The sequence below is a fragment of the Marinomonas sp. ef1 genome, from assembly GCF_002806845.1.
GTDB classification, from domain to species: Bacteria; Pseudomonadota; Gammaproteobacteria; order Pseudomonadales; family Marinomonadaceae; genus Marinomonas; species Marinomonas polaris.
In genome coordinates, this window is record NZ_NHTT01000011.1 from 98,929 (window position 1) to 125,497 (window position 26,569).

Genomic DNA, 26,569 nt, shown 5'->3' on the forward strand with positions numbered 1-26,569 from the left:
CTGTTATGTAGCTAACTCAATTTATACGAGCTGATCTCTTTCAGCACATTTTCAAAACGTTGTTTGGCTTGACCAGATCCTTCATCAGTTTTATTGACCAAATCCAGAATTCGCTCTGAACGCTCGCTGACATTCTGAATGTTCTTATTAATTTCCTCAGATACTTGAGATTGCTCTTCTGAGGCTGTAGCAACTCGCTCTATAGTCTGAGTAAGCTGCTCAATAGCATCAAATAAGCCTTGCATCATGGTGACATTTTCACCGACCACACTAGACGTTTGTGTTGCCATGCTGGAACATTTATCCATGGATTGTAGGGCACTCTTACCAGCCCCCACCAAGGCTTCAATCATAGAACGAATCTCTTCCGTCGAGTTTTGTGTACGCTGGGCAAGCGTTCTTACTTCATCGGCAACTACAGCAAAGCCTCGTCCTTGTTCACCGGCACGAGCTGCTTCTATAGCCGCGTTTAATGCCAATAAATTGGTCTGTTCAGCGATAGATTCAATGGTTTGCAAGATAGTACTGATTTGCTCTGTATGACCAGTAACCGACTGCACCGCTTTATATCCGCCATCCACTTCTGAAGATAAATTGGCGATAGACTGCAGAATAGTCTGCATCCGCGCTGAACCTTGAGTACTTTGCTCTCGAATATTATCCGTCGCTTCTGCCGAGGACTGCATATCTTGGGAAATGGTATTACTCGTTAAAGACATCTCTTCAACTGCCGACGCCATAAGATCGGTTTGATTAAACTGATCTTTGGTTTCTTGTAATGCACTTCTTGAATAGCCACTCAGAACATTCATACTTTCTTTGGATTCAGACGCCATATCGACCATCAAATGAAAAGATTCACTCAAATGGTCTAAATGGACGTTTAAGTACTGAATAATCTCGCCAAGCTCATCTTTTGATGTATTTTCAATTCTTCCGACTAAGTTACGATCAGAAGACACATTTGATAACGCTTGGCTAATACGTTCAACGCGCTTCGAAAGAGATCGAGTAAGAGAAAATGCCGACCAAATAACAGGAGTAATTAATAGAATAAAACCGATAACTAACCCATTTCGATAAAGCTCACTGCGGGAAGTCAACGAAGCGCTAAGGATATTAATTTCGGAACTGATTTTGTCGGCAACGCCTTTTATCAAGCCTATTTTGGCTGTAGCAAGCTCAAACCAGTCAGCAGGGCCACTCACGGATGAAACATCTTTTGTCGCTAAAAAAGCATCAGTAGCTTGGGTAACTGCCTGCCATTTCTCGTTTTTCATGGCAGCATTCAGTAACGCTTCTTCTTTATCTGACGCAGTCACAATAAAATGCTCTAACTGATGATGCTCGTCTTCTATAAAGGCCGAGATCTGTGACTGTCGCATAAAATTAGTCGATTTAGCGGCATACACGCCATTTAAAGCACCACGATATTGACCAGCGCGCTCTTTCATCAACAATAAACTTAAACGGGCCTCAAGTGCCTTGGCGATTTCTCGATTACTAATATCTAGAATGACGCGTTGAATCGAATTTAACGCTTGGCGATTCACCTCAGAATAAAAATCAAAAGCGCCATTATCAGCAGCCAAAGCATCTACTTTTTGTCGAACTTTATTTTTGTCCTGCAACATTGTTAAAACAGGAGTTCGTAAACGATCCAAACGTTCAGAAGTAAGCACCTCGAAAGCGCTATCATCTATATTTTTAAGCGCCGCCTCTGCATTATCGGCTACTTTACGCTGCGCCAACAAAGCGTCCTTGCCGCTACTCCCCTTACTACCAAGGAAACCAGCACTTAAACCACGTTCAACCGCAAAGTTATGCGCTACGCCATCTAAAATGGTCGACAACTTCACCATATCTTCGGCAATACGTCCCTCATGAACACGTACATTTAAATCTTTAACTAAAAACGCCACAATAATAATGGCAAACAGAGATGGTAAAATGCCAACAATGGCTACCGATTGAGATATTTTGAGATTGGAAAATAAGGACACGAGCCTCTCCTTGTCGTTGTTATTAAGCAAGCTTAGATCAAATAATGCACTTTGCATGCCCAGAACTTAATTTTTAAATTATCCAAATTTCGCTACTTTCCTTTTAACCTCCTATACTTTCTTTCTTAGTATCTTTAATACGTTGCGAAAAAAAACCACCCGGAGGTGGTTTCTATGAATAAGATATTGTTACGCTTTGCTATTAACTATTTTTCAGCTCAGCTTCTGGCGCCTCATCTTGTTCAAACACACTCGAATCAGTATGACCAAGCCACTTCGAGGTAATACTACCAGCCGTCATCGCACCATTTACGTTCACAGCAGTGCGCCCCATATCGATCAAAGGTTCGATGGAAATCAACAAGCCAGCTAATGCAACAGGCATATCTAAAGCAGACAACACAATCAAAGCCGCAAATGTCGCGCCACCACCGATGCCCGCAATACCAAATGAACTAATGGTTACGATAGCAATAAGTGAAATAATGAAGCTTGGATCTAATGGATTAATGCCTACTGTTGGTGCAATCATCACAGCCAACATTGCAGGATATAAACCAGCACAGCCATTTTGCCCCATCGTCGCACCAAAAGAAGCAGAGAAATTGGATTCACCTTCACCGTTACCTAGACGTTTAACCTGAGTATCGATATTCAACGGAATCGTTCCCGCACTAGAGCGAGAAGTAAAAGCAAACAACAATACAGGTAGAACTTTCTTAAAGTAGCGGAGCGGTGAAATGCCATTAAATGCCAACAAACATAAATGCATGACTAAAATAAGCGCCAACCCCACATAAGACGCCACAACAAAGTTAAGCAAAGTCAAAATATCGGAAACATTTGATCCCGCAACAACCTTGGTCATCAACGCAAGAATACCGTATGGCGTAAGGCTTAACACCATACGAACTAAGGTTCTAACGATAGATTGAGCTACATCAACAAAATGCTCAAAACTTGCACCTAACTTTGGTTCAGCACGAGCAACCGTTACGCCAGCTACACCAACAAAAGCTGCAAAAATAACCACAGCAATAGTTGAAGTTGGACGACTACCCGTTAGATCGGCAAAAGGGTTGCCAGGGAAGAAAGAGGTAATCATGTCAGCAAACGATACACTTGCTAGTCCATCAAGGCGTGTTTCCAATGCTGCACCACGCGCCATTTCGCGAGCACCCTGCACAATACCATCCGCAGACAAACCAAATAAGTTGCTAACGAAAACACCGATCAAAGCAGAAACAGCCGTCGTCGCCAATAATATGCCAATAATGCCACCAGACATCTTGCCCAAAGAGCCCGTGTCTTTCACCTTAATAATAGCGCCAATAATAGACACTAAAATCAATGGCATTATGATCATCTTCAGCAAACTAATATAACCATAACCAACGATATTTACGTACTCTAATGTCTCGTTAGCTTCAGCGCTGCCAACACCATAGATAAATTGCAATGCAGCACCAAAGGCAACACCTAAACCCAAACCAGTGAATACCTGAGTGGATAATGTCTTTTTCGCTTTTTGCAGTTTGAACAGCAATGCGATCAACAAAGCGAAAACTGCTAAGTTAATAATGGAATACAACATGGAGAGAAAACCTTAAAAAATAAATCATAGAACACCGACCCCTTACTCATCTAAACATCAATAAATAAGGTAAATCGATAAGTTGCCGCCATGTTAACAAAATGCTGACTAAATGGATAAGAAGGAAATATGATTAACTTATATAAGAAAAATGTATAAGGATGAAACTTGAGCGCATTACAAAATACTCAAAAATCACAAATCGTCACACATATTAATTTGCACAAATGAACGAATTCGGTTTGTATTAGAGAAAGTAGAAACGCCCCACCCAAACTCGGCATTCAAAACTTATTACAAGGACGTGAATGGTGACTAGCAAAAAACGGATATTCAAACGATTATCTATCAGAATTCTAGTCGCAAACATGTTCCTTCTGGCTATTGTTATTACAGCCTCTGTTGCCATTTCACTGCAGTACAGTGCCAGTAAAAGAATGGCCGTCAGCCATATGTTATCTAGCATGAATTTACTTTCTGACCATATGAGCGACAGCGTTTATAGCCTAGAGAATGATGCAAAACAGACTGTCAGCTTACTTGCAGAATTAATCAACAGTGATCTATCTGATGCGAGTATCGAACGTAAAAGCAGTTTATTTGCTCAGTTCTTAAAAAAACGTCCCGAGCTATACAGCCTTTACATTGGTGACAAACAAGAACATTTTTTTCAGCTCATCAACCTAGATTCAGCCAAAGATATAAGACAACGAATGGGTGCTCAGCCAGATGATCGTTGGGCTGTTGTCGAAGTCTCAGGCAGTAATGAAAGACGTCTACGACAAACCTACTTTTACACCTCTACTTTTCACCTTAATCACCAGCAAACGGAAAACAGCAATTTCTACCCAACTGAACGACCATGGTTCGCAGCTTCAGCACAAAATGATATCTATAAAACCCCGCCTTACCTTTTTCAGCATCTACAAATATCCGGGCAAACCTACGCTCAACGAATACGTAATACAGACCAGGTAATTGGCTTAGATATTCTCTTATCGTCTTTATCTGATCAACTGTCTCTATCTTCATCAAAACTAATTAATGGGCAAGAACAAGCTTTTTTGTTTAGCCAAAATGGAGAAATTATTGCCTCGAACATTAATAGCACCCACTCTGTTATCACACCTGAAATACAACCAATACTATTAAGTCAGCAACAAAAAGAAGCCATCACCAATCTAGGTCGCCTTAAAGTATCTAATCAGAATGATTGGCGCCCTTTTGACTTCAGCGAGTCAGGAGTACCAAAAGGCTACTTTATCGAGTTGATGCAAATGATTAGCGCTATGACAGGTCTTAAGTTTGACTACATAAATGGCTTCAGCCGTGAACAACTTGTCCAAAAATACAAAGATGATGGGATTGATATTTTACTGTCTGTACAAAAAGCTCAAAACACAGATATTGAAGGATTATACAGCGTTCCATTGCGAGATATTCCGTATGCCATTGTAACAAAAAATATCACGCAAGAACCAAAGTCCTTAAGTGACTTAAATGGAAAAACCGTCGGCTTTTTAGGCCGCTGGTCAGTCCTACCAACGCTCAAAACACACTTTCCAAACATAAAATGGCAAGAGTCCATCACCGAACGAGATCTCATTTCACGCCTACAATCCGGACAATATGACGCCATTATAGGTGCATCTCCTGTCCTAAAATCGACAATAAGCATAATGGAAGCTGAAGGCTTACAAGTGTACGATGAATTAGTAGAAATCAACAATATCGTACCTAGTCACTTTTATCTGGTAACAAAAGAAAAGCAAAAATTTGCGCTCGATTTAATCAATCAGGCATTAAGTCAAATTACACCTGCTCAACGAGATGCTCTAGATGTTGCTTGGCTACAGCAGAATACCCAGTATATGCAAGATCATCTTGATATTCCCTTTAAAAAATTAATCAAAACTGCTGATGATCCAAACGCTAAACAGCCTCTGATTATCAAAAAAAATGACGGTACCCGCTACTATATTTTTATCAAAAATATAGGTAATGACATATTCACCAAACAATACTTTACCGCTGTCATAACAGAGAAAATGCTTTTCCAACAAGCAACTAAAGAGGCTTTTCATTCAGCATTATTAAGCGCCTTAGTGATGGTGATCCTATTACCGATTATCTGGCTTTTCAGTACGCCGATAGTCCGTCCCATTCGACAATTACAGCGAGTAACAGAGAAAATCAAACTACGCCAATTTGACGATGTAGCATTTGTAGATTCCAATATCAAAGAAATCTGGCAACTGTCCAACTCCTTTGTTTCAATGTCACAAGATATTAAACAGCACGAAGCCAGCCAAAAAGGATTTATGGAGGCATTAATTCGTCTAATCGCAACGGCTATAGATGACAAGTCGGCATATACTGGCGGTCATTGCTATCGGGTTCCTGAACTTGGATTGATGCTTTCTGACGCCTTAGAAAAAGCCGAAGAAGGCCCTTATAAAGCGTTCAAATTCGCCAATGACAATGAACGACTAGAGTTCCGCATTGCCGCTTGGTTACACGACTGCGGCAAAATCACCATGCCAGAACACATCATAGACAAAGGCTCAAAGCTCGAATGCACTTACAATCGCATTCATGAAATTCGCACACGTTTCGAAGTCTTATGGCGTGATGCAGAAATAGATTACTTACATAAAGTACATATTGAAAAGCAAGATCCTACCATCGCCTTAACGGCATGGGAGGAACGCCAAACAATACTTCAAGAAGAATTCGCTATAGTTGCCAAAGCAAACGTCGGCAGTGAATTAATGAGCGAAAAAGACAGACAGAAAATAAAAGAAATTGGCGCGCAAGAATGGATACGTCATTTTAGTAATCGCTTAGGCTTATCCCCTGCAGAAGAAATGATGCTCGCCAAACAAGCTCAAGCAGGCAATCTAGAAAGTGAACAGCTTGGCCAACAAGCAGTGATAGAAACCTTGCTGTCCGATAAACTAGAACACATTATCCCACGACTTAAAAATATCAACTATCCACCTTCCTTGGGTATAAAAATGACCATACCAACACATCAATATAACCAAGGTGAAATCTACAACTTAACGATAAAAAAAGGCACGCTTACTAAAGAAGATAGATTTAAAATCAATGAACACATCATCAGCACCATTACTATGCTGGAGAGCTTGCCATTCCCGCCTGAACTGAGCCGAGTACCTCATTACGCTTCCACTCATCATGAAAGAATGGACGGCCAAGGTTACCCACGAAAGCTCAATGCAGAACAACTCAGCCTTCCTGATAGAGTCCTCATGATCGCCGATGTATTCGAAGCTCTAACAGCCTCAGATCGACCTTATAAAAAAGCCAAACCAATAAGCGTCGCTATCGACATCATGTTTAACATGTGCCAAGAGGGACACCTCGATTTACAGCTATTTCGCTTCTTTTTAGAAAGTGATACCTACTTAAAATACGCCGAGAAATTCTTACCAAAAGACCAGATCGATACCGTTAATATCAAACCTTACTTAGAAAACTTACCTAAAAAACGCACCTAGAAGACTTACCTAAAGATAGGCTAAAAACATCCCCCTCTTGCGCAGATTCGTTATATAACGCAATATATAACGAATCTATATAAATCCTATTTTCAGACAATTCTATAAGGATAAATTCATGCGGTCATTCACCTCACTAAGCATCATGCTATTAAGTTTCTTGGTGCTTAATTCCTCAACTTACGCAGAAGAAATCCATGCTGCGGTAGCATCAAACTTCACGGCCCCTATGAAAGACATAGCCAAACAGTACGAAGAAGATTCGGGTAACAAAGTCATTCTATCTTTTGGTTCCTCAGGTAAATTCTTCGCCCAAATTCAAAACGGCGCTCCGTTTCAGGTATTTCTATCGGCTGATGAAAACAAACCTGATGCCTTAGAAAAAGCAGGATTAATCGTTACAGGTACTCGTTTCACCTATGCTATTGGTGCCCTAGCATTATGGTCAGCTAAGCCTGATTTTATCGATAACAATGATGCTCGTTTAAAAAGCGGTGATTTTAATAAATTAGCATTAGCCAACCCAAAACTTGCGCCCTATGGCGTTGCTGCAACAGAAGTATTAGAGGAGTTAGGACTAACAGAATCAACTAAATCAAAATGGGTAATGGGCGAAAACATTTCACAAACCTATCAGTTTGCCAGTACAGGCAATACAGACTTAGGATTCGTTGCACTGTCACAAATCATGAGTGAAGGGCGAATTGCAAAAGGCTCAAGTTGGATCATTCCCACTGATCAATACAGCCCTATACGCCAAGATGCCGTATTATTAAAAAGCGCAGAAAATAGCACTGCAGCAAAAGAACTACTTGACTACCTACGTAGTGACAAAGCTCGTAGCATCATTCATTCATACGGTTATAAAACGGAATAACACCACAGCATGCTTTCTGCGTCAGACCTAGAAGCCATTTGGCTAACCTTTAAAGTAGCGACAACTGTTACTGTTATTTTACTGCTCATTGGAACCCCAATCGCATGGTGGTTGGCACGTACCCGCTCTCGCCTAAAAGGCCCAGTCGGTGCCATAGTCGCGTTGCCACTAGTTTTGCCTCCCACTGTGCTGGGGTTTTATCTTTTGATAGCAATGGGACCCAATGGCTTTATTGGACAACTAACTCAAGAATTGGGGATAGGAACACTACCTTTTACTTTTTGGGGTCTGATAGTCGCATCAGTGTTTTATTCTCTGCCCTTTGTCGTACAACCCATACAAAACGCCATTGAAGCAATTGGAGAACGACCATTAGAAGTAGCAGCCACTTTACGAGCTGGCAGCTGGGATCGCTTTTTCACTATTGTCTTACCATTAGCAAAGCCCGGTTTTATTACTGCGGCGATTTTGGGTTTTACGCATACTGTCGGTGAATTTGGGGTTGTCTTAATGATTGGCGGCAATATTCCCGGACAGACTCGCGTTGTATCAGTGCAAATCTACGATCATGTTGAAGCACTGGAATATGACCAAGCCCATAAACTTGCCGCTATCATGGTGATTTTTTCATTTTTGGTGTTGCTCGGTCTGTATAGCTTTCAACGAAAAAATACACTATGGGGAGCGAAGTGAGCATGCCAACAAACAACACCACAACAGAGAATACAGAAAGCATAGAAACTACCGAAAAAGGCCTGTATGCCAAATTCCACCTACAACACTCAAATACAAAATCATCAGGTTTTGCTTTAAATGTCGACCTTACTCTTCCGGAAAGTGGCGTGACAGCTATTTTTGGACAATCCGGTTCAGGGAAAACCACCCTACTACGCTGCATCGCAGGACTAGAGCGAGCACAACAAGGGCACTTCATAATGAAAGGGGAGATATGGCAAAACGATACTATTTTCCTACCGACTCATAAACGGCCATTAGGCTATGTGTTTCAAGAATCTAGCCTCTTTACCCATCTAACCGCAAAAGGCAATTTAGATTACGCCATAAAACGCAGTGGCATTCCTCTGCCAGCCAACTTATATGAACAAGTCATTGACTTAATGGGCATAGAATCTGTACTGGCGCATAATTCACAGCAATTGTCTGGCGGTGAAAAACAACGTGTTGCCATCGCCCGAGCCTTATTGATTCAACCCAAAATATTACTCATGGATGAACCCTTAGCATCACTAGATAACGCAAGAAAACAAGAAATCCTGCCCTACCTAGAAAAGCTTCGCTCTACCCTCAAAACACCTATTTTATATGTCAGCCATTCTGTGGAAGAAGTCATGCGCCTGGCAGATCATGTGGTGCTGATGCAAGACGGCAAAGTTGCCACTCAAGGGCGTGTAGAGGAGGTTTTTTCGCAACTTAAATCACCACTGCTGGTGAATAATGACACTGGCGTCATCTGGCAAGGCAAGATTATTGAACAAGACAATAAGTGGCACTTATCAAAAGTATCTTGCGCAGGTAGCGACTTATGGATTCGTAACAACGGCGACACTCTAGGACAAAATGTTCGAGTAAGAATACTCGCCACTGACGTAAGTTTAACGCTCACTTATCATGAAGATTCCAGCATATTGAATCGACTACCAGTAAAAGTCCTCGAAATTGTTGCAGACAAGGACCCAGCCATGGCGTTAGTACGATTACAAACAGAACAAAATACGCTTATAGCAAGATTGACCTACCGATCCGTTGAGCACCTAACCTTAACAGAAGGAAAAGTACTCTGGGCTCAAATTAAAAGTGTGGCTCTTGTAAGGTAATCACATAAACAGAAAAGAGATAAAGAGACTCAGAAGAGAAGAGAATCTATTCGTCTCTGAGTAATATCACGCTTGGAGCCTTAAATAACGCACAAGCTTTATTACCCACTTCTAGCGCTAATTCCGTGGCACTGATGTTGGTAATAATCGCGGACACAGACTTTCCCCCCCCAATATCTAACGTCACGTCCGTATTAACTACACCTGGTAACAAACGCGAGATCGTACCAACCAGCTTGTTTCGAGCACTGGTGACAACACCTGTATCAGTACTCAAAATCACTGACGAAGCCTTGATCAAAGCCACTACGTCACAACCTTTCTTCAACGCAAGTAGCTCAACACTTTCCTGAGTAATCATCGCAATTATCGATTGATTAGTACCGACATCCAACTCAACCTCAGCATTTACAGCACCAAGAGTAATATTACTAACCGTACCTCGAAATTGATTTCTTGCACTCGTTTTCATACTCTCACTCTTCATAAAACTCGCCACATCATTCAATGTATGCAGCTTATCACCTAAACGCTCAATGAATTTTTGATGCTCTTCCTGCAAAGCTTGAAAGCCCGAAATAACCCGATGGCCCAACTCGGTTAACAAAGTTCCGCCGCCGTGCGCGCCGCCGGTAGAACGAACCACCAAAGGCTGAGCCGACATATTATTCATCGCATCAATACGATCCCATGCAGTTTTATAACTGATTCCCACCTGCTTTGCGGCCTTGGAAATAGAACCACACACATCAATAGCGGCCAACAACTCAATTTGCGCAGATGCAAAAGATTTATGCTGCTCGGTTAATAGGAAAACCTCCCCCTTCAACCCAGCCAACGCTGTTTTCTTATCTGTCATAAAAACCTGTTTGCTAATTGCATCTATAATCTTACTAACCAGTTTATATTAAAGACAATTTTAATACCCATGGTATTAAAAAACATCATCAGATAAACCAACGAGAAGAAGTAACAAACTTAATATCGAGAGAGTAATCATGACATATCAGGATGTGAAAGCGAGGGTAGTGGCTTACACAATTTACTGTAGCATTCGCGCGGCATCTTATTTTAGTTAACTGCGAGGTAGTGGAGGTTCTGCCTTACCCTCTAGAGCAGCTTGAACAAGTGATCCTAAAAATTTCGCGAAAGGCTTTATGTTTTGGTTAGTACTTGCCTCTTCAAGTGCTGCCATATAGTCATTGCGTTTTTCTAGCGGCACAATCGTCCAAGGGTAGCCACCACTCGCAAGCATTGCATTCATTAAAAAACGTCCCGTGCGGCCATTCCCATCCATATAAGGGTGAATATAAACAAATATAAAATGCCCAAGCACTACGCGCACAGCGGCATCTTCTTCTCCTTGTAGCAACTCAAAGAATGCGGGCATCGCATCCCGCACAGCCTCTTTACTTGGAGGCGTGTGCATGGAACGTCGGATAAATACAGGAGCATTCCGATAACCTGCTAAATCGGCAGGCTTGTGGATACCAGCCGTTACTCCGGGCGCAAACATTTCGCGATACCATACTCGATGATCATTATCGACGACTTCCCCTGCATTATGTCCATCAAGTATTTGTTCTATACTTTTGCGCACGGCTTGATAAGCCTGCCAGTATCCTCGGGCGGCTAAAGCATTTAACCTTTCTTTATCGTCGGTATTTTGTTCTGGGTTCCAATCTCCGGCTCGAACACGGTTTATTAGCTCTGGTGTTACGCGATAACCCTCGATAGAAAGCGAGTGATAGGCGTCTGTTACATACACGTCTTCAACATGCTTCATGTACACGGTTTTATCGACAGTTTGCGAAGGAGATGTTGGAAAGTGCTCTATCACTATTTCCCGCATATCCTGCCACATAAGCCGAAGACGATTTACGTATGGGGATTGCTCTCGTCGAGAGAAGCTTAGGCTTGACTGACATTCAAACGGGTCTGACTCTCGCAAATCATACCCAGCTGCTCGCATTGTGCTCAAAATATCATCGGCAATTTGATTGCGGCCAATATTCCTGAATGCGCCAGCTAAACGACCAGCAATAGAGCTGTGCCCCCCGTCTAACAGTTGCTCTAGGACGTCGGATGCGTCACTAATCATGGATAATGCGGCACGCATGTCTGTTGGGTTTTGAGTGAAACTTTGTTTATTACAAGCAATTAATGCAGCGGAAAGACTGTAGATGCGCAGCCCATTTTTGACACTAACTTTACCACGTTCAGGGAGAGAAGAACGGATATCCAAAAGTGACGTACCATGAGGTAATACTGTTACATTGTTCCGTGCTTTGATGGCTCGAACCAATAACTGTTTTGGTACTGTCATATTTTCAGAATGAAGCGCGATAGATTGCTCAGGTGACAAGCACCAATCATCGCCTTTTAAATAATTAAGGTAAGCTGCACAAAATTGCCAAAAGGACGCATACCAAGCCGTGCTTTCACCACGCGTTTCATCGGGTCTCGCTGGCACATACCATCCCTTGATAACTTCCTCAAGGAAGCCATTTTGAACGAGGCGTTCACGATAAGTGCGCGAGAGCTCAGCAGAACGTATAGCCACTAAGCCATTTTTTTGGAGTTGATGAAGGGCTTCTAATGCATCAGCCAGTTTTTCGGAGGGGGTTGCCATTGTACCTGCTCTTCCTATTTGCCTGTGAATAGATTCGCTTATCGTACGTACGTATCTATTATTCGCTTATTGAGTTGTACCACTATTCGCTTATTGCGTCTAATCATAATTCGCTTATTGTGCTGGATAGGTAGTGGGCGCTGAGCATTCAAAAGTAAACTCCTGCCAGAGCATTAAAACACTGTCACCGTGGAATTAAGGCAAGAGGTGTTAGAAATAAATAGTTCAGCCCAATCTGTCTCTCTGAGAGCTAACAACCATTATGCCTTAGGGGGCGATTTAAAGTTATCTCAGAACTTATTGATATCGATGAAATTGACCGTTCCAAGAGGGTTGTCAGGGGGCTTCAACGAAATATTGCAAATTACTTTTGCGCGCATTATTGAGAATTACTCAACGTTAGCGGAAACGAGTCAGGACGTTGGACACGGTATAGCGGCTGATATTCAAACAAAAGAGTGGATAAATGACTATCATGCTTGGGCAAAAAATTGCTTTAATATTTGTCATTGAGGTTCTCTTTCTAGTCATGATCACTTCCTGGCAACGTATTAGGTGCAACCAAGTGTTGACGCTCCTCTTGCAAAGCCTGAAAACCGACAATCACACTTTGACCAAATTCCGTCAACAGCATCCACCGCCTTACGCACTACCAGTTAAGCACATCACTCAAACTCAAGGCTGACTAGACATGTTATTCAATGCATCAATACGATTCCATGCTGTCTTATAAATGATCCCCACCTGCTTAGCAGCCTTGGAAATGTATCTATCGCCACCAACAACTCAATCTGTGCTGACGCAAAAGGTTTATGCTGCTCAGTTAAAAGTCTCTTCAGCCCAGCCAACGCTGTTTTTTTATTATCCATGGATACCCGTTTCAAAATCACACTTAAAAGACTATTAATCAGTTTACAGGTATTCAGTAATTACGGCGTATATTCTAACCAACGGCCCCCCAAAGAGTACTTTTCAGACAATAAAAAAGCCCCGATAAGTCAGTTTTCACTAACCTATCGGGGCTTATTTTATATGGTGGGCCTGCCCAGACTTGAACTGGGGACCTGCCGATTATGAGTCGTGTAAAAATGAAACACCTAGAAACAACCTGAAACAAAAAACCACTACAATCAATTGATTTTATAGACTATTTTGTTTCAATGTGTTTCAAAATAGTTCATTATGTTTCATCTTAAGTGCACCCATTAGAGCACCCAAAATAGAAAAAAGAATGGTGGTTGAAAATTGAAAGCCCTTACTGATAAAGAGATCCGCGGCGCAAAAGTTAAGCTGAGTTCGAGTGGCAAAGCAATGAAATATGAACTTGTCGATTCTACTCGTGAACGTGGCGTTGGTAGACTCGTTGTTCGAGTCAGCACTTCTGGTTCAAAAGAGTTTGCGTATAAGTATAAAATCGGAGGAAAAGTATCTTACATACAGATTGGACGTTACCCCTCTCTGTCTCTAGCTGATGCTCGAGAAAGAATTTCCCCCTTCATAAATGACCTAAAAAATGGACTCAATCCAAAACGGGAGCTAGAAAGCAAAAGACAAAACCTTGAGCAGCAACAACGACAAGAAGCTATGCAAGGCTCTATTAATGATCTCTTTCATGCTTACACTGAGCAAATGAGACTGGACGGAAAGCGAACATACCGAACAGTACTCTCTTCATTACAAAAAGAAGTTTTTTCGCTTATCGATCCTTCTACCAAAGCAAAAAACGTTACTAAAGAAGATATAAAAAATATTTTAGCCCACATGATTGAACGAGGAGCAGCCACACAAAGTAATCGTGTTCGCTCGTATCTAATGACAGCATTTAACTATGCTCTCACGCATGACAACAACCCAGCGTCACGGTCACAAAACATTTTTTTTGGTATTGAACATAACCCAGTTACAGTTATACCAAAACAAAAAAACGCTGAAAATGTTGGTAATCATTACTTATCATTAGATGAAGTACAGTACACGCTAGCTAACTTCATCAATACAAAAAAAGTTGGAAGTTTAAACTATGCACTACTATTACTTTGCTTTTTTACCGGAGGACAAAGACCAAATGAACTACTTGCAAGCAAGTGGAGTTCGGTAAACTGGGACGAAAAAACACTTGTGATCACAAGTGACATATCAAAAAATAAGCGAAATCATATTGTACCTTTAACAAACACAGCACTTCTTATACTAAAAAAAATAAATAAAAATGATATAGTCAACAATGGTTTCATTTTTAGTAGCTCAAGAAGCAAAACTGGGCATGCCTTAACTGATAGTTTCTCTACTGCTGTAACAAGATTCATTTTAGAACATAATAACATAAGAAAGTTTGTTCCAAGAGACATTCGTAGAACATGTAAAACTTTGATGGGCGAATTAGGCATCAATAAAGAAACTCGCGATAGGATTCATAATCATGCTCTTAATGATGTTAGCTCAAGACACTATGATAGATATGAATATCTAAAAGAAAAAAGAGATGCGCTGTCAATGTGGGAAAATAAAATACTATTTAATTCTAGTCTAGAAATAAAGTAGAAACAGATCAAAAAATCACCACAATGGATAAAAGTCGTCCAAAATGGTGATTTGATTTCGTTTACTTTCTTCTAAGATCTGCTACGCCCAAGCTGATAAGCTTATCAGCTTGCTCTTCAGACAAAAGAGCTCTAGCAGACTCAAAGCTTAGAAAAGAGCCCAGACCTTCAAAATGAGATTTTATTGAAGATCTTTCCAGATTATCTTTATTAATAGAAAAAGTTACCGAATCAATAATAATTGTAGACTCATCACAAAAGAAAAACGACATATTTAAAACCTTATTATTTTTTATCTTAGCACTATTTAAAAACACAAATCATAGAAAGTCAACGAATATCATTTAACTTTTCTTTCATATATTCTTTTATTAATTTTATTTTTTTTTGATAGCTTGATAAAGAAATACCAAGATAGTTAGAAATTTCCTTCTGGCCCTTACCTTCATTTATACTCATTTTTATATAAGCAGAAAAGATCTCTCTATCCTTATCCGTGAGATCCTGAATTAAACCCTCAATTTCTTTTTCATATAAATAAATAGAATGCTCATTATAAAAATCATGACGATTATCTATAAAATCAGTCTCAACAACATCTTCTATACTAACAAAAGAGTTATTAGAATTATAAAATGTATTTCTATCTGAAGATCTATTTTTAGCACTTTGAGCATTTAATTTTTTTGTTTGATTTTTTATTATTACAGTAAGATATTTTTTAAAGGCACTCTCATCTTTACCGTTATCGTTATCTATAGCTTTATCAGAATTTGCTTTTTTATAAACTGCCTGCCAAACCTCCGTAACAACATCTTCGATGAGGTTTGTATAGCCCTGTCTCATCTGCAAATGCAAACCTTTAGACTCTGTTTCAAAGCACTTTTTACATACCCCTTTCACATAACCATCATATCTGCTTTTAAGCTCTTTGAAGGCAATCTTATCACCTCCACCAATCAAAACCATAAGTTCTAAATCACTTTTAAACATATTTAAACCTTAAAAATCAGTACCTTAATAAAAAATCAATTTATTTTTACGCTTTTTTATAAAAACAAGACATGTATATAGTGAGGGGCTAAGAATGCCTCAACAACAGACGTAGGACAATAAGATGATTGAAGCGAAAAACACAGCACAGCTACTAAGAACACACGACCTAATGAACATGCTTCGTGTCAGTAGAGCGACTCTTTGGCGAATCAGACAGAATAAAAACTTCCCCAAGACAATCTACTTTGGCTCTAGTACTCCATATTGGAGATCACAAGACATTAACAACTGGTTAGCCGACATTAAGATGTGACGTTGACTCAGACCTGAACGCTCCTAGCTGGGCATTAGGTTAATTTTGATAACACGCTAAAACTAAGATAATCAAGGTTTTAGCGTACTTCACTCTTGAATACATAAAATTTATTTTATTCTTAAAAAAACAAGCAAAGTCATAGTGTTTACTATGTATACATTAAAAGAGCATAACGATGATAAAAAAAACATTCAAACTAAACGAAACAAAAATCATAACATCTAGATTTTCTTCTTCTCAGTATAATGAAATAACACAAGAAGCGGAAGACAAAAGAATGAACAACTCTGAATTTATACGTCATATTTGGAGTTCATACAAGAGCAATGAAGATATAAATAAAAAAATTGATCTCTTAGAAAAACGTTTAGAAAAGCGCTTTTTTGAAATGGTTTCAGCCGTTGCAGGTCTAGACGATCAAGAATATTTAAAAGCTAAAAACACATACTTATCAAAAATAAAAAAAGGAAATGAATAATGATTTCATTGAAGAAAATATTTCATTATATAGTTTTCATTTTGGCCAGCATACTGCTGTCAATTCCAGTATCTCTTGTATTGATTAGCTTATATTTTAATATTTCATATCACAATAATGAGTTAAATATAATAAAAACGTTTTCAAACTACTTCTATATATTTAAAAATTTTGGCCTTGAGGTTTTTATAAATCAATTAATACAGAAAAAAATCATTCCAATTATTATTTTTATAGCATTTTTACCCTCTATGGCTTTTGTCACAATCTGCTTTAAATCTAGGGAGAAACCAAAAGAGTTAATACACATTAGTGGCCCAAAGTTATACAAAGGTAAAGCTGCGATCAGGCATGCTCAAAGTATGCATAAAAAAGACTTAATAGATAACAACTTAACCTCATCTGGAATAAAAATACATCCAAAAATACAAATCACCAATCTGAGAGAAGAAAATAATTTTCTTATTCTCGGAACAACAGGAGCAGGTAAATCTACGGCGTTTAAGCCACTCGTTCAGCAGGCTATTGAACGTGGTGACTATGCTGTGATTTATGACGAGGCTGGCGCATTAACCGAGGCCTTCTATAACGCTGACACTTCTATATTGCTAGCGCCATGGGATAAGAGAGGTGCGTATTGGGATATTTCTGACGATATTGAAACAAAGGAAGATGCGGAGCTTTTGGCAAAATGCCTCATACCGGATTCAAAAAGTCCGGATCCTTTATGGGATAGCGGTGCCCGAATTATTCTTATCAGTATGATAATGACGTTAATTAATACAAAGAAAAAAGCGTGGGGTTGGGAGGATATCTATAAACAACTAACGTTCTCTCCTGATCAGGCGCGCTCAATATTCGTTAAGCACCACCCTTTGGCAGATTCATTACTGACGCCAAACTCAAAAACTACAACAAGTTTCTATGTTCACATCATGACAAAATTAAGCTGGGTTCAAGATTTAGCAAAAGCGTGGCCCAACCAACAAAATAACAAAACATTTAGTCTAAAAAAGTGGATCACAGAAGATAACGAAAAACACGTTGTCATAATTCAAGCAAATAGCCAATTCGAGAGCATAGGTGAACCTCTATGTAATGCGGTCATATCATTTATGACTAAACATTTTTTAGATCCCAATAACTCAACTAAGCGAAAAACATGGTTGTTTATTGATGAGTTCGCAAACCTCCCCCGTAACCCAAGCATATTGAAATGGTTAGCGCTCGGACGAGCTCGAGGCGCAAGGTCAGTGCTGTGTACTCAATCTATTTCACAAATCCATAATATCTATGGAGAAAAAGAAACTCATTCAATGTTAAGCCTGCTATCTAACGTTATTACATTTCGGATGGGGGCAGCAGGAAGTGACGCAGAAGACACTGCAAAAATATATGGGCTGTATGACGCTGAAGAACCTAACTACGAGAATCCTGATAATTCTGGAAAAAGATCTTCTGAGCCATTAGTAAAAACGTCAGACCTTGTTCATCTTAGCCAACCAACGAGAAAGGGTGTTGAAGGGTATATGCAAATTCCTAGTTGGCACTCTGCTTATAAGTTGAGATGGCCACTATTTAAACCGACAGGCAATGCCGAAAAGGTAATACCTGCGCAATGGCTAACTAATTCAGTATCGCAACGCAATACACAGCCGAAAGTTAAGCAACAAGGCAATCGATTAAACAAAAGGAAAAACAAATAATGATGTCAATTAGCCCAGTAAACAACGTTGCTTACTACATGAATCTCGCAAAGGAAGATTACTACTCAGGCCACGGAGAGCCAAAAGGAAACTGGCTCGGCATTGGAGCTAGAATTCTGGGGCTACACGGTCAAACCATTGACGACAAAGACTATCAACAGCTAATGGCGGGGTTTTCTCCATCAGGGGAACCATTGGTTCAGAATGCGGGCAAAGATAACAGAAGAGCCGCATGGGACTGCACTCTCAGTGCACCAAAAAGCGTCAGTATTGTTTGGGCTAGCGCCTCTCATCAATTAAAAAAGAAAATTGAGGGCGCGAAGAGCCAAGCAGTTCACAAAACAATCAGATTTATGGAACGCCAAGTTGCTACAACTCGTCGCGGCAAAAACTCTTTAAAACATGAGAAAGCATCTGGTTTTGTCATTGCTGGTTTTCAACATTGCACAAATAGAAATGAGAACCTTCCCGAACCCCAGCTTCACGATCACCTATTGATTATTAACTGTTTATCTCGTGAAGACGGAACGTGGGGCGCAGTAGAGTCAAACTCTATCTACCGCTGGAAAATGGCTACAGGAGCAATTTATCGCGCAGAGCTTGCATTTCAAATGCAAGAATTGGGTTTTGAAATTGAACCCGATGGCGATTCTTTTCATCTCAGAGGTGTGTCTAAAAAGGCGTGCGATGCTTATTCTAGTCGAGCAAAAGAAATTAATAAGGAGCTTAAAAAAGCAGGTATAAAAAGCAGCTCAAGTAAAGAAGGAGCTCGCATTAAAACCATAACTAGAAAAGCTAAAAAAACAGTAGATAAGGACACTCTTTTTCAAAAGTGGAAAATTGAATTAGAAAAGTATGGTTTAACTGAATCCTTTATCGATTCTCTAACTCTATCTGAGAAAATCACTCAACCACAAGAGCTAGACCAAGCGGTAATATTGAGTGAACTAACAGAGAAAAAAGCTATTTTCACTAAGCAAGACTTATTCAAAGAGACTGCAATTAGAGCGTCACATTGTGGAATGAGCGCTATACAAGCTGAAGAATTCGCACTTCAGACACTACAAAATGAAGAAGTCATTTCTCTGAATCCTTACAATAGTTTTGTGCAGCAATTTACCACTGAAGACGTCATCACAGGTGAACGTTTAATGGTAAAAGACGCAAAGTTTTTGGCTAACAGCTATACAAAAACAATGAACGAACAACAAGTGAATGAAGCAATTTCGCTAGCTGAAGAGCAACTAGGCTTCTCTTTCGATGAAGAACAAAAAAGCGCAATTCAATACACATTATGCTCTGGTGACTTATCTATTACACAAGGTAGCGCAGGCGCAGGTAAAACGACTCTCATGCTTGCTGCCAAGATTGCATATGAGCAGCAGGGAGGAAGAATTCAAGGTGCTTGCATAGCCAAAAAAGCAGCCAATAACTTGATGCAAGAAACAGGAATTCACTCTCATACGGTTGCATCTCTAGTTCATTCTATTAATGACAACAAACACCCTTTAAGAAACTTAGATGCCCTTGTTATAGATGAGGCAGGGTTACTTCCTAGTACAGATTTACAGGTATTACTTTTCGAAGCAAAAGCATCAAATTGTAAAATTATACTGACTGGTGAAGACAAACAATTAGATGCAATCAATAGAGGCGGAGTTCTACGCTATCTATCTCGACCAGAAGTTTTAGGCGCACAACGCATTGAAACCATTCGACGTCAAAGGCAAGAATGGGCAAAACAGGTCGTAGCAGACCTACGAGATGGAAATTCAGCAAGAGCGTTGTACTCATTAAAAGAAAAAAAATGTCTTCACTGGTCTGAGAGCAACGACAAGGCGAAAGAAGCGCTAATACAAGACTGGCATCGTTATCAACGTGAGAACCCTACTAAAAAATCTCTCGTTCTTGCTCAGCAATGGAAAGATGTGAAAGTACTCAGTGAAGCCATTAGAAACATTCATATTGAAGAAGGCCGAGTGGGAACAGAAAATATTTCACTAAAATGCAGCGTTGCTGAAAAGCTCTTTGAATATAAGTATTCTGTTGGCGATAGAGTCAAATTCTGTAGAAATGAATATCGATCGTTAAGGGTTTCGAATGGCACTCTGGGCACAATAAAAGAAATTCAACAATTAGAAAATGATGTTCAATTCACTATAGAAGTAGATGACAAAAGAACCATTTCGTTTTTAGCATCAGAGTATAGTGATGAACTAGGCGCTCATCTTTGCCATGCCTACGCTCTCACCGTGTTCAGCTCTCAAGGCACAACAATAGACGGCAACACTTTTACGCTTTATTCAGGCGGTATGAACAGAGCAAATACATATGTAGCGCTCAGTAGACACAAAGACGAGTCACATCTGTACATAAACAGCGCTGAAATAAATGAGAGATGTAAAGCAAAAGATATAAGTGTTGAACCAACTCAAGAAATGAGAGAAGTACAGCTAGCAGAGCTTACAAGACGAGACAATTATCATTCGCTAGCAATTGAACATCTAGCCCAGCGAGAAACGCAACAAGAGAAAGAATTACAACAGCTCCATGTAGCAGAGTTAGAAATTTAAATATTTCCCCTTAAAAAGGTTCTAGCGCTCACTCCCGTCTCAGTAATAGCGCATTGAATTTCAACTACCAACACTGCACTGTATTAACAATGATACAGTGCCTATTCCATTTAAACCCTGCTAAAAACCTCAGGTTTAAAGCTGTCAGATGCCTAAGCAAGGCATTCAAAAAGGTCGCAGACAAATAGCAAGTTTAAAATCTACCTTACAGTAGGCGTCCTAAGGACGCCTACTGTAAGGTAGACTGACGAGGAAATCAATATGTTTTCAACATAGTATAACATCACACGTCCTAAGGACGTGTGATGTTATACCATATAAAATAAGTTTTCAATATGGTCGATCATAAAATCTAAAATTGACAAAACGAAGATGAAGGGATACCATACGTCCTTAGGACGTATGGTATCCCTTCTAAAATGATTTAATTTCCATATAAATCAACAAAAAAACCAACCACTTGAATTGACTTAAACAAAAAAAACATGTATAAGTCCTTAGGACTTATACATGAGGTTGATTAAAAATGACTACCATCGAGACAATTTCTCTGGATAAATCATTCCATTTATCTGTTCTAAAGCTCCACACCAGCCCAGTCATAACTAATGCAGACCTATACCAAATACTTCTTGATTTATATAAAAATAAAGAGTTCGAAGGAGTAAAGATTGGAAAAATACTCAAAGATAAACCAGATGACTCTACTTTCAGAAATAAAGTGGGATTACTGGAACAGAATGGAGTTCTAACTCCTCTTATCGACAACAAAGCTTACGTAATCTCAGGAAAAGGAAACTTTTCAGCTGAGCAAGCTGGCTGCTATTTATATCTTTTTAGCAATTTGTGCTATTTAAGTGCAATGGACTATCATGGACTGACAGAGAGAATACCCAAAGTTATTCAGATAATGATTCCAAGCAAAGAGACTTATAAAGACTTACTTCATGAAAAATATTCTGATTCAGACATAGAAGAAAATACTTATCTAAAACAAAGAAGTATCGAGATAAGAAAAAAAATAGAAAATAAAACATTCCAATATTATAAGAGTAAAAATTTTACTGTATTTAAAGAAATACCAGATAGCGGTGGAGTCAGAGTATCCCCTATTGGAAAAACTTTTTTAGACATGCTTCAAAATCCGGATGAGTGTGGCGGCTTAAGCCATGTAATAGATGTATTCGAAGAAAATTTTGAAGACAACAAAAGATTAATCATAAAAGAATTTGATAAAAATGGAAAAGCAATCGATAAAGCTAGACTAGGGTTTATCATTGAATCCTTATTAGGGATAAGTGATCAAAAATTTGACGAATGGGCAAATAAAGCTCAACGAGGAGGAAGTAGGAAGCTATCTCCAAAAGATGAGTTTTCACCCTATTTTTCTGAAAGATGGTGCATATCAATTAACTTAGAAAGGTTTGAAAAATATGGAACTAGAAATTGATGAGTGGGTCAATCAAGCTCCCCCCACGGAAAAAGAGTTCAGAAAGGTTGTACACACTTTAATCAAAGCAATCTCTTTAAGCGATTATCTTAAACCATTAATGGTTATGAAAGGAGGAATGCTACTAGGACTTAGATATAAAAGCGGTCGCTTTACCAAAGATATTGATTTTTCTACGCAAAAGAAATTTCAGGATTTTGATATAGAAACCTTCCAGGCGGAACTCCATACATCACTACAAGATGCCATAGATGAACTAAACTACGGAATCGATTGCCGCATCCAAAAAATAAAAAGCCAACCAAGAATCAAAGAAGGCGAGGAAGATCAAAGAACAACCCCATCTTTAGTGATAACTATTGGCTACGCCTCCAAAGGGTCCAAAGAACATAAAAGGCTACTAGATCTTCAATCTCCAAAAACTGTAAAAATAGATTATAGCTTTAACGAATACATACCACACCCCGAGGAATTGAAAATTGAAGGTTCAGAGTTTTCTGTTTATGGAATAATAGATCTTATATCAGAAAAGATCAGATCCGTTCTACAACAAATTGAAAGAAAAAGATCAAGACGCCAAGACATTTATGACTTGAATTTTTTAATAAATGAAATCGACGATTTTTCAGATGAAGAGAAGTTGCTAATACTTGAAACTTTAAGAAGCAAATCTAAAGATAGATTAGAGTTAAGCCAGATAAATAAGCACGCCCTAGACAATAAAGAAATTTACGATCGCTCGAAAAAAGAGTACGACACCTTAAGAAATGAGGTAGAAGGAGACCTCCCTGATTTTGACGAGTCCTTTAATCGTGTGAAAATTTTTTACAAAAGCCTACCTTGGGACAACCTATGATATTGTCGAGAACATCTTCACCTGACGGTCAAGAAAATCTCGATGGGTTAATAATTATCGAAAGAGATAATTTATTGATATTAGGCATTTTAGATAGCCTAATATCCTCAGACCCAGATTTCTTACCTGAATTTGTAAGCCATATTGATCATGTGAGCAGTAGTATGAACATCAACGATCTAAAATTAGACGTCGAAAAGATCGTTCAAGAGAGCCTAAACAGTTGCACCAGATCAGGAAAGGCAAGCATAGCTATTGCTCTCATTCACAAAAATAAAGCAATCATTGGTCACTCAGGGGATTGTCGAGCATATATACCAAATCACAATTTTATAACACTTGATCATTCAGCAGCCCAAAAAAGACATGGCACTGTAAGAGCACCGCATAGAACTTTTGCAAACCACCCTTTCAAAGACTGGTCTTATCCTATGCGAACTGACAATACACATACCTTTGAAATATCAAAAACCTTCAACCTAAAGAAGGCAGACTCTATCGTATTATGCTCTGATGGTTGGTGGCGAAACAACTCTCATGAGTCAATCATCGAACTAAATGTAGACTCATTTGAGAAAAGCATACAAAAAGCTAGCGAATTCAATGTATGCAGAGATGATTACAGTGTGATTTTATACATTCAAGATTAAGTCAAGCAGACTTATTAAGTAACAACCACCTCCCCCCCTATCAGAGCCCCCATTAGAGCACCCATTAGAGCACCCATTAGAGCACCCAAAATTACAGGCAATAAAAAAGGCGTAGTAGGTACTAACCTGCTACGCCTTATTCTATATGGTGGGCCTGCCCAGACTTGAACTGGGGACCTGCCGATTATGAGTCGGATGCTCTAACCAACTGAGCTACAGGCCCTAAAAGCGTTGCAGATTATATCGATATGCTCGCCACTTGCCAAGAAGTGCATGCAATTTATATGTAATAAATCTTCGAAAGTGGTTGATTACCCGGCTATTTTTTAACCAACCAATTACTCAGCCCTCTAGTTCTCTGCGTTTTACTCGTTTTTTATTTATCGTTAGCGACTCATTTAAACTCGCTCAAAAGCATGCCGAATGTCGGTATAGGTAACTTTCGTCTTAATGGCTTCTAACGCGATCAGGTGTAAAAGCTGTTCACGAGTGGTACAAGCATCTGGCAAGATGCTGACTTGATAAAGATCGGCGGCATCAGAAATCGCAGTATGAGTCACGCAGTTTTGCGTCATCATGCCGCAGATCACTAGACGATCTACCGCCAGCTCTTCTAGCACTTGCGTTAGGTTTGTCTCTTGAAAAGCATCGGCGTGTTTTTTGATGATCACTGGCGCATCAGGTGCGGCGTCTAGAATCGCTTGGTGAAGTTTCACCCCTTCGGTACCTTCAACAAAAAATGGCGATTCGCCAGCTGCTACATGTTGTATAAGTACAATGGCGGCATTTTGTTCTTTTGCTGCGTTAATGGCATTAAGAATTTCTTTTAACGTATTGTCAGTATTCCACAGTGGAAAATTACCTTTTTCGAAATAATCGTTTTGTGGATCGATGACTAATAATGCAGTGCGGCTCATAAATTGGCTCCTATTAAACAAAGTATTGGCAAGCACAGTCGTCGTGCAAAAACCTCTATCTAGAATCGCAAAACTATGGATTCCATTACAGTGTCAAATTTGACATATTAGAGGCCTAAAATGACAAACAGGTGATTCCTTGAAACATTATCAAATCGCTGTACTTGCTTATCCTCATTCTCTTTTATCGGCTGTTTATGGTTTTACTGAGACGTTCAAGCTTGCCAATGAAGCCTGTGAAGAAGCAGGTTTAGAAGTTCGTATTACCACCCATATTTTGCATGAAGCCGACCTTCTCAAAAACCAAGAGACTCAACAACCTTATCACGCGGTGCTATTGCCTCCCAGTTTAGAAAAAGCCAGTTACAGCGAGAGAAATACCTGCATCAATAATTTTTTAATCACACAACATCAACGAGGCGCTATGCTTTGTAGTGCCTGCGCAGGCGCGTTTTTCTTAGCTTACACCGGACTCACAGATAAACGCGTAATGACGACACATTGGGCGTTGGAAGGTTTGTTTAAAGAACGTTTTCCTCAGCAAGCCATGGATACTTCGAAGATATTGATTAATCAAGGCGATATAGTCAGTGCTGGCGGTATGATGTCTTGGATGGATTTGGCCATGGAACTAGTACAAGTACTGACGAATGATAATATCGTTCGTCAGTTAGGCAAAACATTAGTGATTGATACAGGTAAAAGAGAGCAACGCTACTACCAACAGTTTCAACCTAATTTCGACCATGGTGATGCGGCGATTTTGACGGTTCAGCATTATTTACAAGGACATTATGCGGAACTGCAACGCACTGAAAGCATGGCCGCTCTCGCTAAATTAACACCGAGAACCTTTTTAAGACGCTTCGCTAAATGCACTGGATTCAACCCAAATGAATATTTGCAGCGTATCCGTATTCAAACGACTTGCGATGCCTTAGAACAAACAACGCTGCCGTTCGAGAGCATCGCCCTACAAGTAGGATATGAAGATGCGGGCAGTTGCCGTAAAGCCTTTCAGAAGATTATGGGATTAACTCCCAGTGCTTTTCGCCAACGTTTTGTATCTTCTATAACAAGCTAATCAAGCAATTATGTAGCACAAAATAAAAAAGCAAAACCTCTGGTGTGGTTTTGCTTTTTCTATCTATTATTAGCCATGCTCAATCTACAGCTCTCGATCAAAAACGCTCAATCTACAATAAAGAGCGTTGCTCCTTCAGAGGTCGAAGAGCGATGTGGCTCGGCATCATCAGCCACTTGGTAGCTCATACCTGCGGATAAAACAAAGGTACGACCGTCTTTTAGTACGGTTTTCAGCTCGCCACTCATGCAAAAAAGAATATGCCCTTTTGTGCACCAATGATCCGCCAAATACCCAGCAGAATACGTAACTATTCGCACACGAATATCACCAAATTGTTTAGTCTGCCAATACGCGAATCCACTTTCACCTTTGTGGGTCGTTTTTTCGACGCCTTGCCAATCTGTAATGCCAAAGGGTAAATCTGTAATCTTCATAAAAACGCCTTAAAATCCTTCTATTAACAAGACAATGCCGCACCATTTGAGCGGCATAACATAATAAGTAGTAAGCGTTAGCGAGGAACTTTGGTCAAGCA

General features: G+C 39.7%; 21 protein-coding genes and 1 tRNA gene. 13 read left to right on the top strand and 9 right to left on the bottom strand.

Going from position 1 to position 26,569, the window contains the following annotated elements:
* Positions 1 to 11 precede the first annotated feature (11 nt).
* Both CCS02_RS15875 and CCS02_RS15880 read right to left on the bottom strand, forming a co-directional pair.
* Complete coding sequence (locus tag CCS02_RS15875; RefSeq protein ID WP_198515395.1) at positions 12 to 2,003, bottom strand: methyl-accepting chemotaxis protein; 1,992 nt, start codon at positions 2,001 to 2,003, stop codon at positions 12 to 14.
* A gap of 202 nt (positions 2,004 to 2,205) precedes the next feature.
* Entirely contained in the window at positions 2,206 to 3,597 is a 1,392-nt protein-coding gene (locus tag CCS02_RS15880) for an L-cystine transporter (RefSeq protein ID WP_100186835.1), read from the bottom strand.
* A gap of 311 nt (positions 3,598 to 3,908) precedes the next feature.
* Here CCS02_RS15880 and CCS02_RS15885 point away from each other — a divergent pair, with 311 nt between their 5' ends.
* The 4 genes from CCS02_RS15885 to modC all read left to right on the top strand — a co-directional run bounded on the left by CCS02_RS15885 (position 3,909) and on the right by modC (position 9,833).
* Positions 3,909 to 7,121, top strand: coding sequence for an HD domain-containing phosphohydrolase (locus CCS02_RS15885; protein WP_198515396.1), 3,213 nt, complete (start codon positions 3,909 to 3,911; stop codon positions 7,119 to 7,121).
* 118 nt (positions 7,122 to 7,239) lie between these two features.
* Entirely contained in the window at positions 7,240 to 7,998 is a 759-nt protein-coding gene (modA, locus tag CCS02_RS15890) for a molybdate ABC transporter substrate-binding protein (protein ID WP_100186833.1), read from the top strand.
* A 9-nt stretch (positions 7,999 to 8,007) separates the two neighbouring features.
* Positions 8,008 to 8,691: a molybdate ABC transporter permease subunit gene (gene modB / locus CCS02_RS15895; protein WP_012068696.1), complete on the top strand. Its 684-nt coding sequence runs from the start codon at positions 8,008 to 8,010 to the stop codon at positions 8,689 to 8,691.
* Positions 8,692 to 8,693: 2 nt separating this feature from the next.
* The gene (gene modC, locus CCS02_RS15900; RefSeq protein WP_100637082.1) at positions 8,694 to 9,833 is read left to right on the top strand and encodes a molybdenum ABC transporter ATP-binding protein; all 1,140 of its coding nucleotides are present in this window, start codon (positions 8,694 to 8,696) and stop codon (positions 9,831 to 9,833) included.
* 46 nt (positions 9,834 to 9,879) lie between these two features.
* On the opposite strand, the gene CCS02_RS15905 is transcribed toward modC, so the two are convergent.
* Both CCS02_RS15905 and CCS02_RS15910 read right to left on the bottom strand, forming a co-directional pair.
* Positions 9,880 to 10,692, bottom strand: a complete 813-nt coding sequence (locus CCS02_RS15905) for a TOBE domain-containing protein (protein ID WP_100637083.1) — start codon at positions 10,690 to 10,692, stop codon at positions 9,880 to 9,882.
* 216 nt (positions 10,693 to 10,908) lie between these two features.
* Positions 10,909 to 12,465, bottom strand: coding sequence for a Fic family protein (locus tag CCS02_RS15910; protein WP_100637084.1), 1,557 nt, complete (start codon positions 12,463 to 12,465; stop codon positions 10,909 to 10,911).
* Positions 12,466 to 13,710: 1,245 nt separating this feature from the next.
* On the opposite strand from CCS02_RS15910, the gene CCS02_RS15920 reads away from it, so the two are divergent.
* Entirely contained in the window at positions 13,711 to 15,006 is a 1,296-nt protein-coding gene (locus CCS02_RS15920; RefSeq protein ID WP_198515397.1) for a tyrosine-type recombinase/integrase, read from the top strand.
* 61 nt (positions 15,007 to 15,067) lie between these two features.
* On the opposite strand, the gene CCS02_RS15925 is transcribed toward CCS02_RS15920, so the two are convergent.
* Positions 15,068 to 15,277 carry a hypothetical protein gene (locus CCS02_RS15925; RefSeq protein WP_100637086.1) on the bottom strand — a complete coding sequence of 70 codons (210 nt, stop codon included), beginning with the start codon at positions 15,275 to 15,277 and terminating at the stop codon, positions 15,068 to 15,070.
* Between the two features lie 58 nt (positions 15,278 to 15,335).
* Complete coding sequence (locus tag CCS02_RS15930; RefSeq protein ID WP_100637087.1) at positions 15,336 to 15,998, bottom strand: RNA polymerase sigma factor; 663 nt, start codon at positions 15,996 to 15,998, stop codon at positions 15,336 to 15,338.
* A gap of 124 nt (positions 15,999 to 16,122) precedes the next feature.
* Here CCS02_RS15930 and CCS02_RS15935 point away from each other — a divergent pair, with 124 nt between their 5' ends.
* From CCS02_RS15935 to CCS02_RS15965, 7 genes are all read left to right on the top strand, one after another.
* A complete protein-coding gene (locus tag CCS02_RS15935; RefSeq protein ID WP_100637088.1) occupies positions 16,123 to 16,314 on the top strand; it encodes a helix-turn-helix transcriptional regulator in 192 nt (63 codons plus the stop codon).
* A 178-nt stretch (positions 16,315 to 16,492) separates the two neighbouring features.
* Positions 16,493 to 16,795 carry a hypothetical protein gene (locus tag CCS02_RS15940; protein ID WP_100637089.1) on the top strand — a complete coding sequence of 101 codons (303 nt, stop codon included), beginning with the start codon at positions 16,493 to 16,495 and terminating at the stop codon, positions 16,793 to 16,795.
* Entirely contained in the window at positions 16,795 to 18,501 is a 1,707-nt protein-coding gene (locus CCS02_RS15945; RefSeq protein WP_100637090.1) for a type IV secretion system DNA-binding domain-containing protein, read from the top strand. Before CCS02_RS15940 ends, CCS02_RS15945 begins: the two co-directional genes overlap by 1 nt.
* A complete protein-coding gene (gene mobF / locus CCS02_RS15950) occupies positions 18,501 to 21,074 on the top strand; it encodes a MobF family relaxase (protein ID WP_100637091.1) in 2,574 nt (857 codons plus the stop codon). Before CCS02_RS15945 ends, mobF begins: the two co-directional genes overlap by 1 nt.
* 526 nt (positions 21,075 to 21,600) lie before the next feature.
* A complete protein-coding gene (locus CCS02_RS15955) occupies positions 21,601 to 22,524 on the top strand; it encodes a type IV toxin-antitoxin system AbiEi family antitoxin domain-containing protein (RefSeq protein ID WP_100637092.1) in 924 nt (307 codons plus the stop codon).
* Positions 22,508 to 23,380: a nucleotidyl transferase AbiEii/AbiGii toxin family protein gene (locus tag CCS02_RS15960; protein ID WP_100637093.1), complete on the top strand. Its 873-nt coding sequence runs from the start codon at positions 22,508 to 22,510 to the stop codon at positions 23,378 to 23,380. Before CCS02_RS15955 ends, CCS02_RS15960 begins: the two co-directional genes overlap by 17 nt.
* Positions 23,377 to 24,030 (top strand): hypothetical protein, encoded by a 654-nt coding sequence (locus CCS02_RS15965; protein WP_100637094.1) that lies wholly within the window; start codon positions 23,377 to 23,379, stop codon positions 24,028 to 24,030. Before CCS02_RS15960 ends, CCS02_RS15965 begins: the two co-directional genes overlap by 4 nt.
* 146 nt (positions 24,031 to 24,176) lie before the next feature.
* Here CCS02_RS15965 and CCS02_RS15970 read toward each other — a convergent pair.
* Both CCS02_RS15970 and CCS02_RS15975 read right to left on the bottom strand, forming a co-directional pair.
* Positions 24,177 to 24,253 (bottom strand) — tRNA-Ile (locus CCS02_RS15970).
* A 175-nt stretch (positions 24,254 to 24,428) separates the two neighbouring features.
* The gene (locus tag CCS02_RS15975) at positions 24,429 to 24,947 is read right to left on the bottom strand and encodes an isochorismatase family protein (RefSeq protein ID WP_100637095.1); all 519 of its coding nucleotides are present in this window, start codon (positions 24,945 to 24,947) and stop codon (positions 24,429 to 24,431) included.
* A gap of 139 nt (positions 24,948 to 25,086) precedes the next feature.
* On the opposite strand from CCS02_RS15975, the gene CCS02_RS15980 reads away from it, so the two are divergent.
* Positions 25,087 to 26,031 carry a GlxA family transcriptional regulator gene (locus CCS02_RS15980; protein ID WP_100186827.1) on the top strand — a complete coding sequence of 315 codons (945 nt, stop codon included), beginning with the start codon at positions 25,087 to 25,089 and terminating at the stop codon, positions 26,029 to 26,031.
* 107 nt (positions 26,032 to 26,138) lie between these two features.
* Here CCS02_RS15980 and CCS02_RS15985 read toward each other — a convergent pair whose 3' ends face one another.
* A complete protein-coding gene (locus tag CCS02_RS15985) occupies positions 26,139 to 26,468 on the bottom strand; it encodes a DHCW motif cupin fold protein (protein ID WP_072840237.1) in 330 nt (109 codons plus the stop codon).
* Positions 26,469 to 26,569 lie beyond the last annotated feature (101 nt).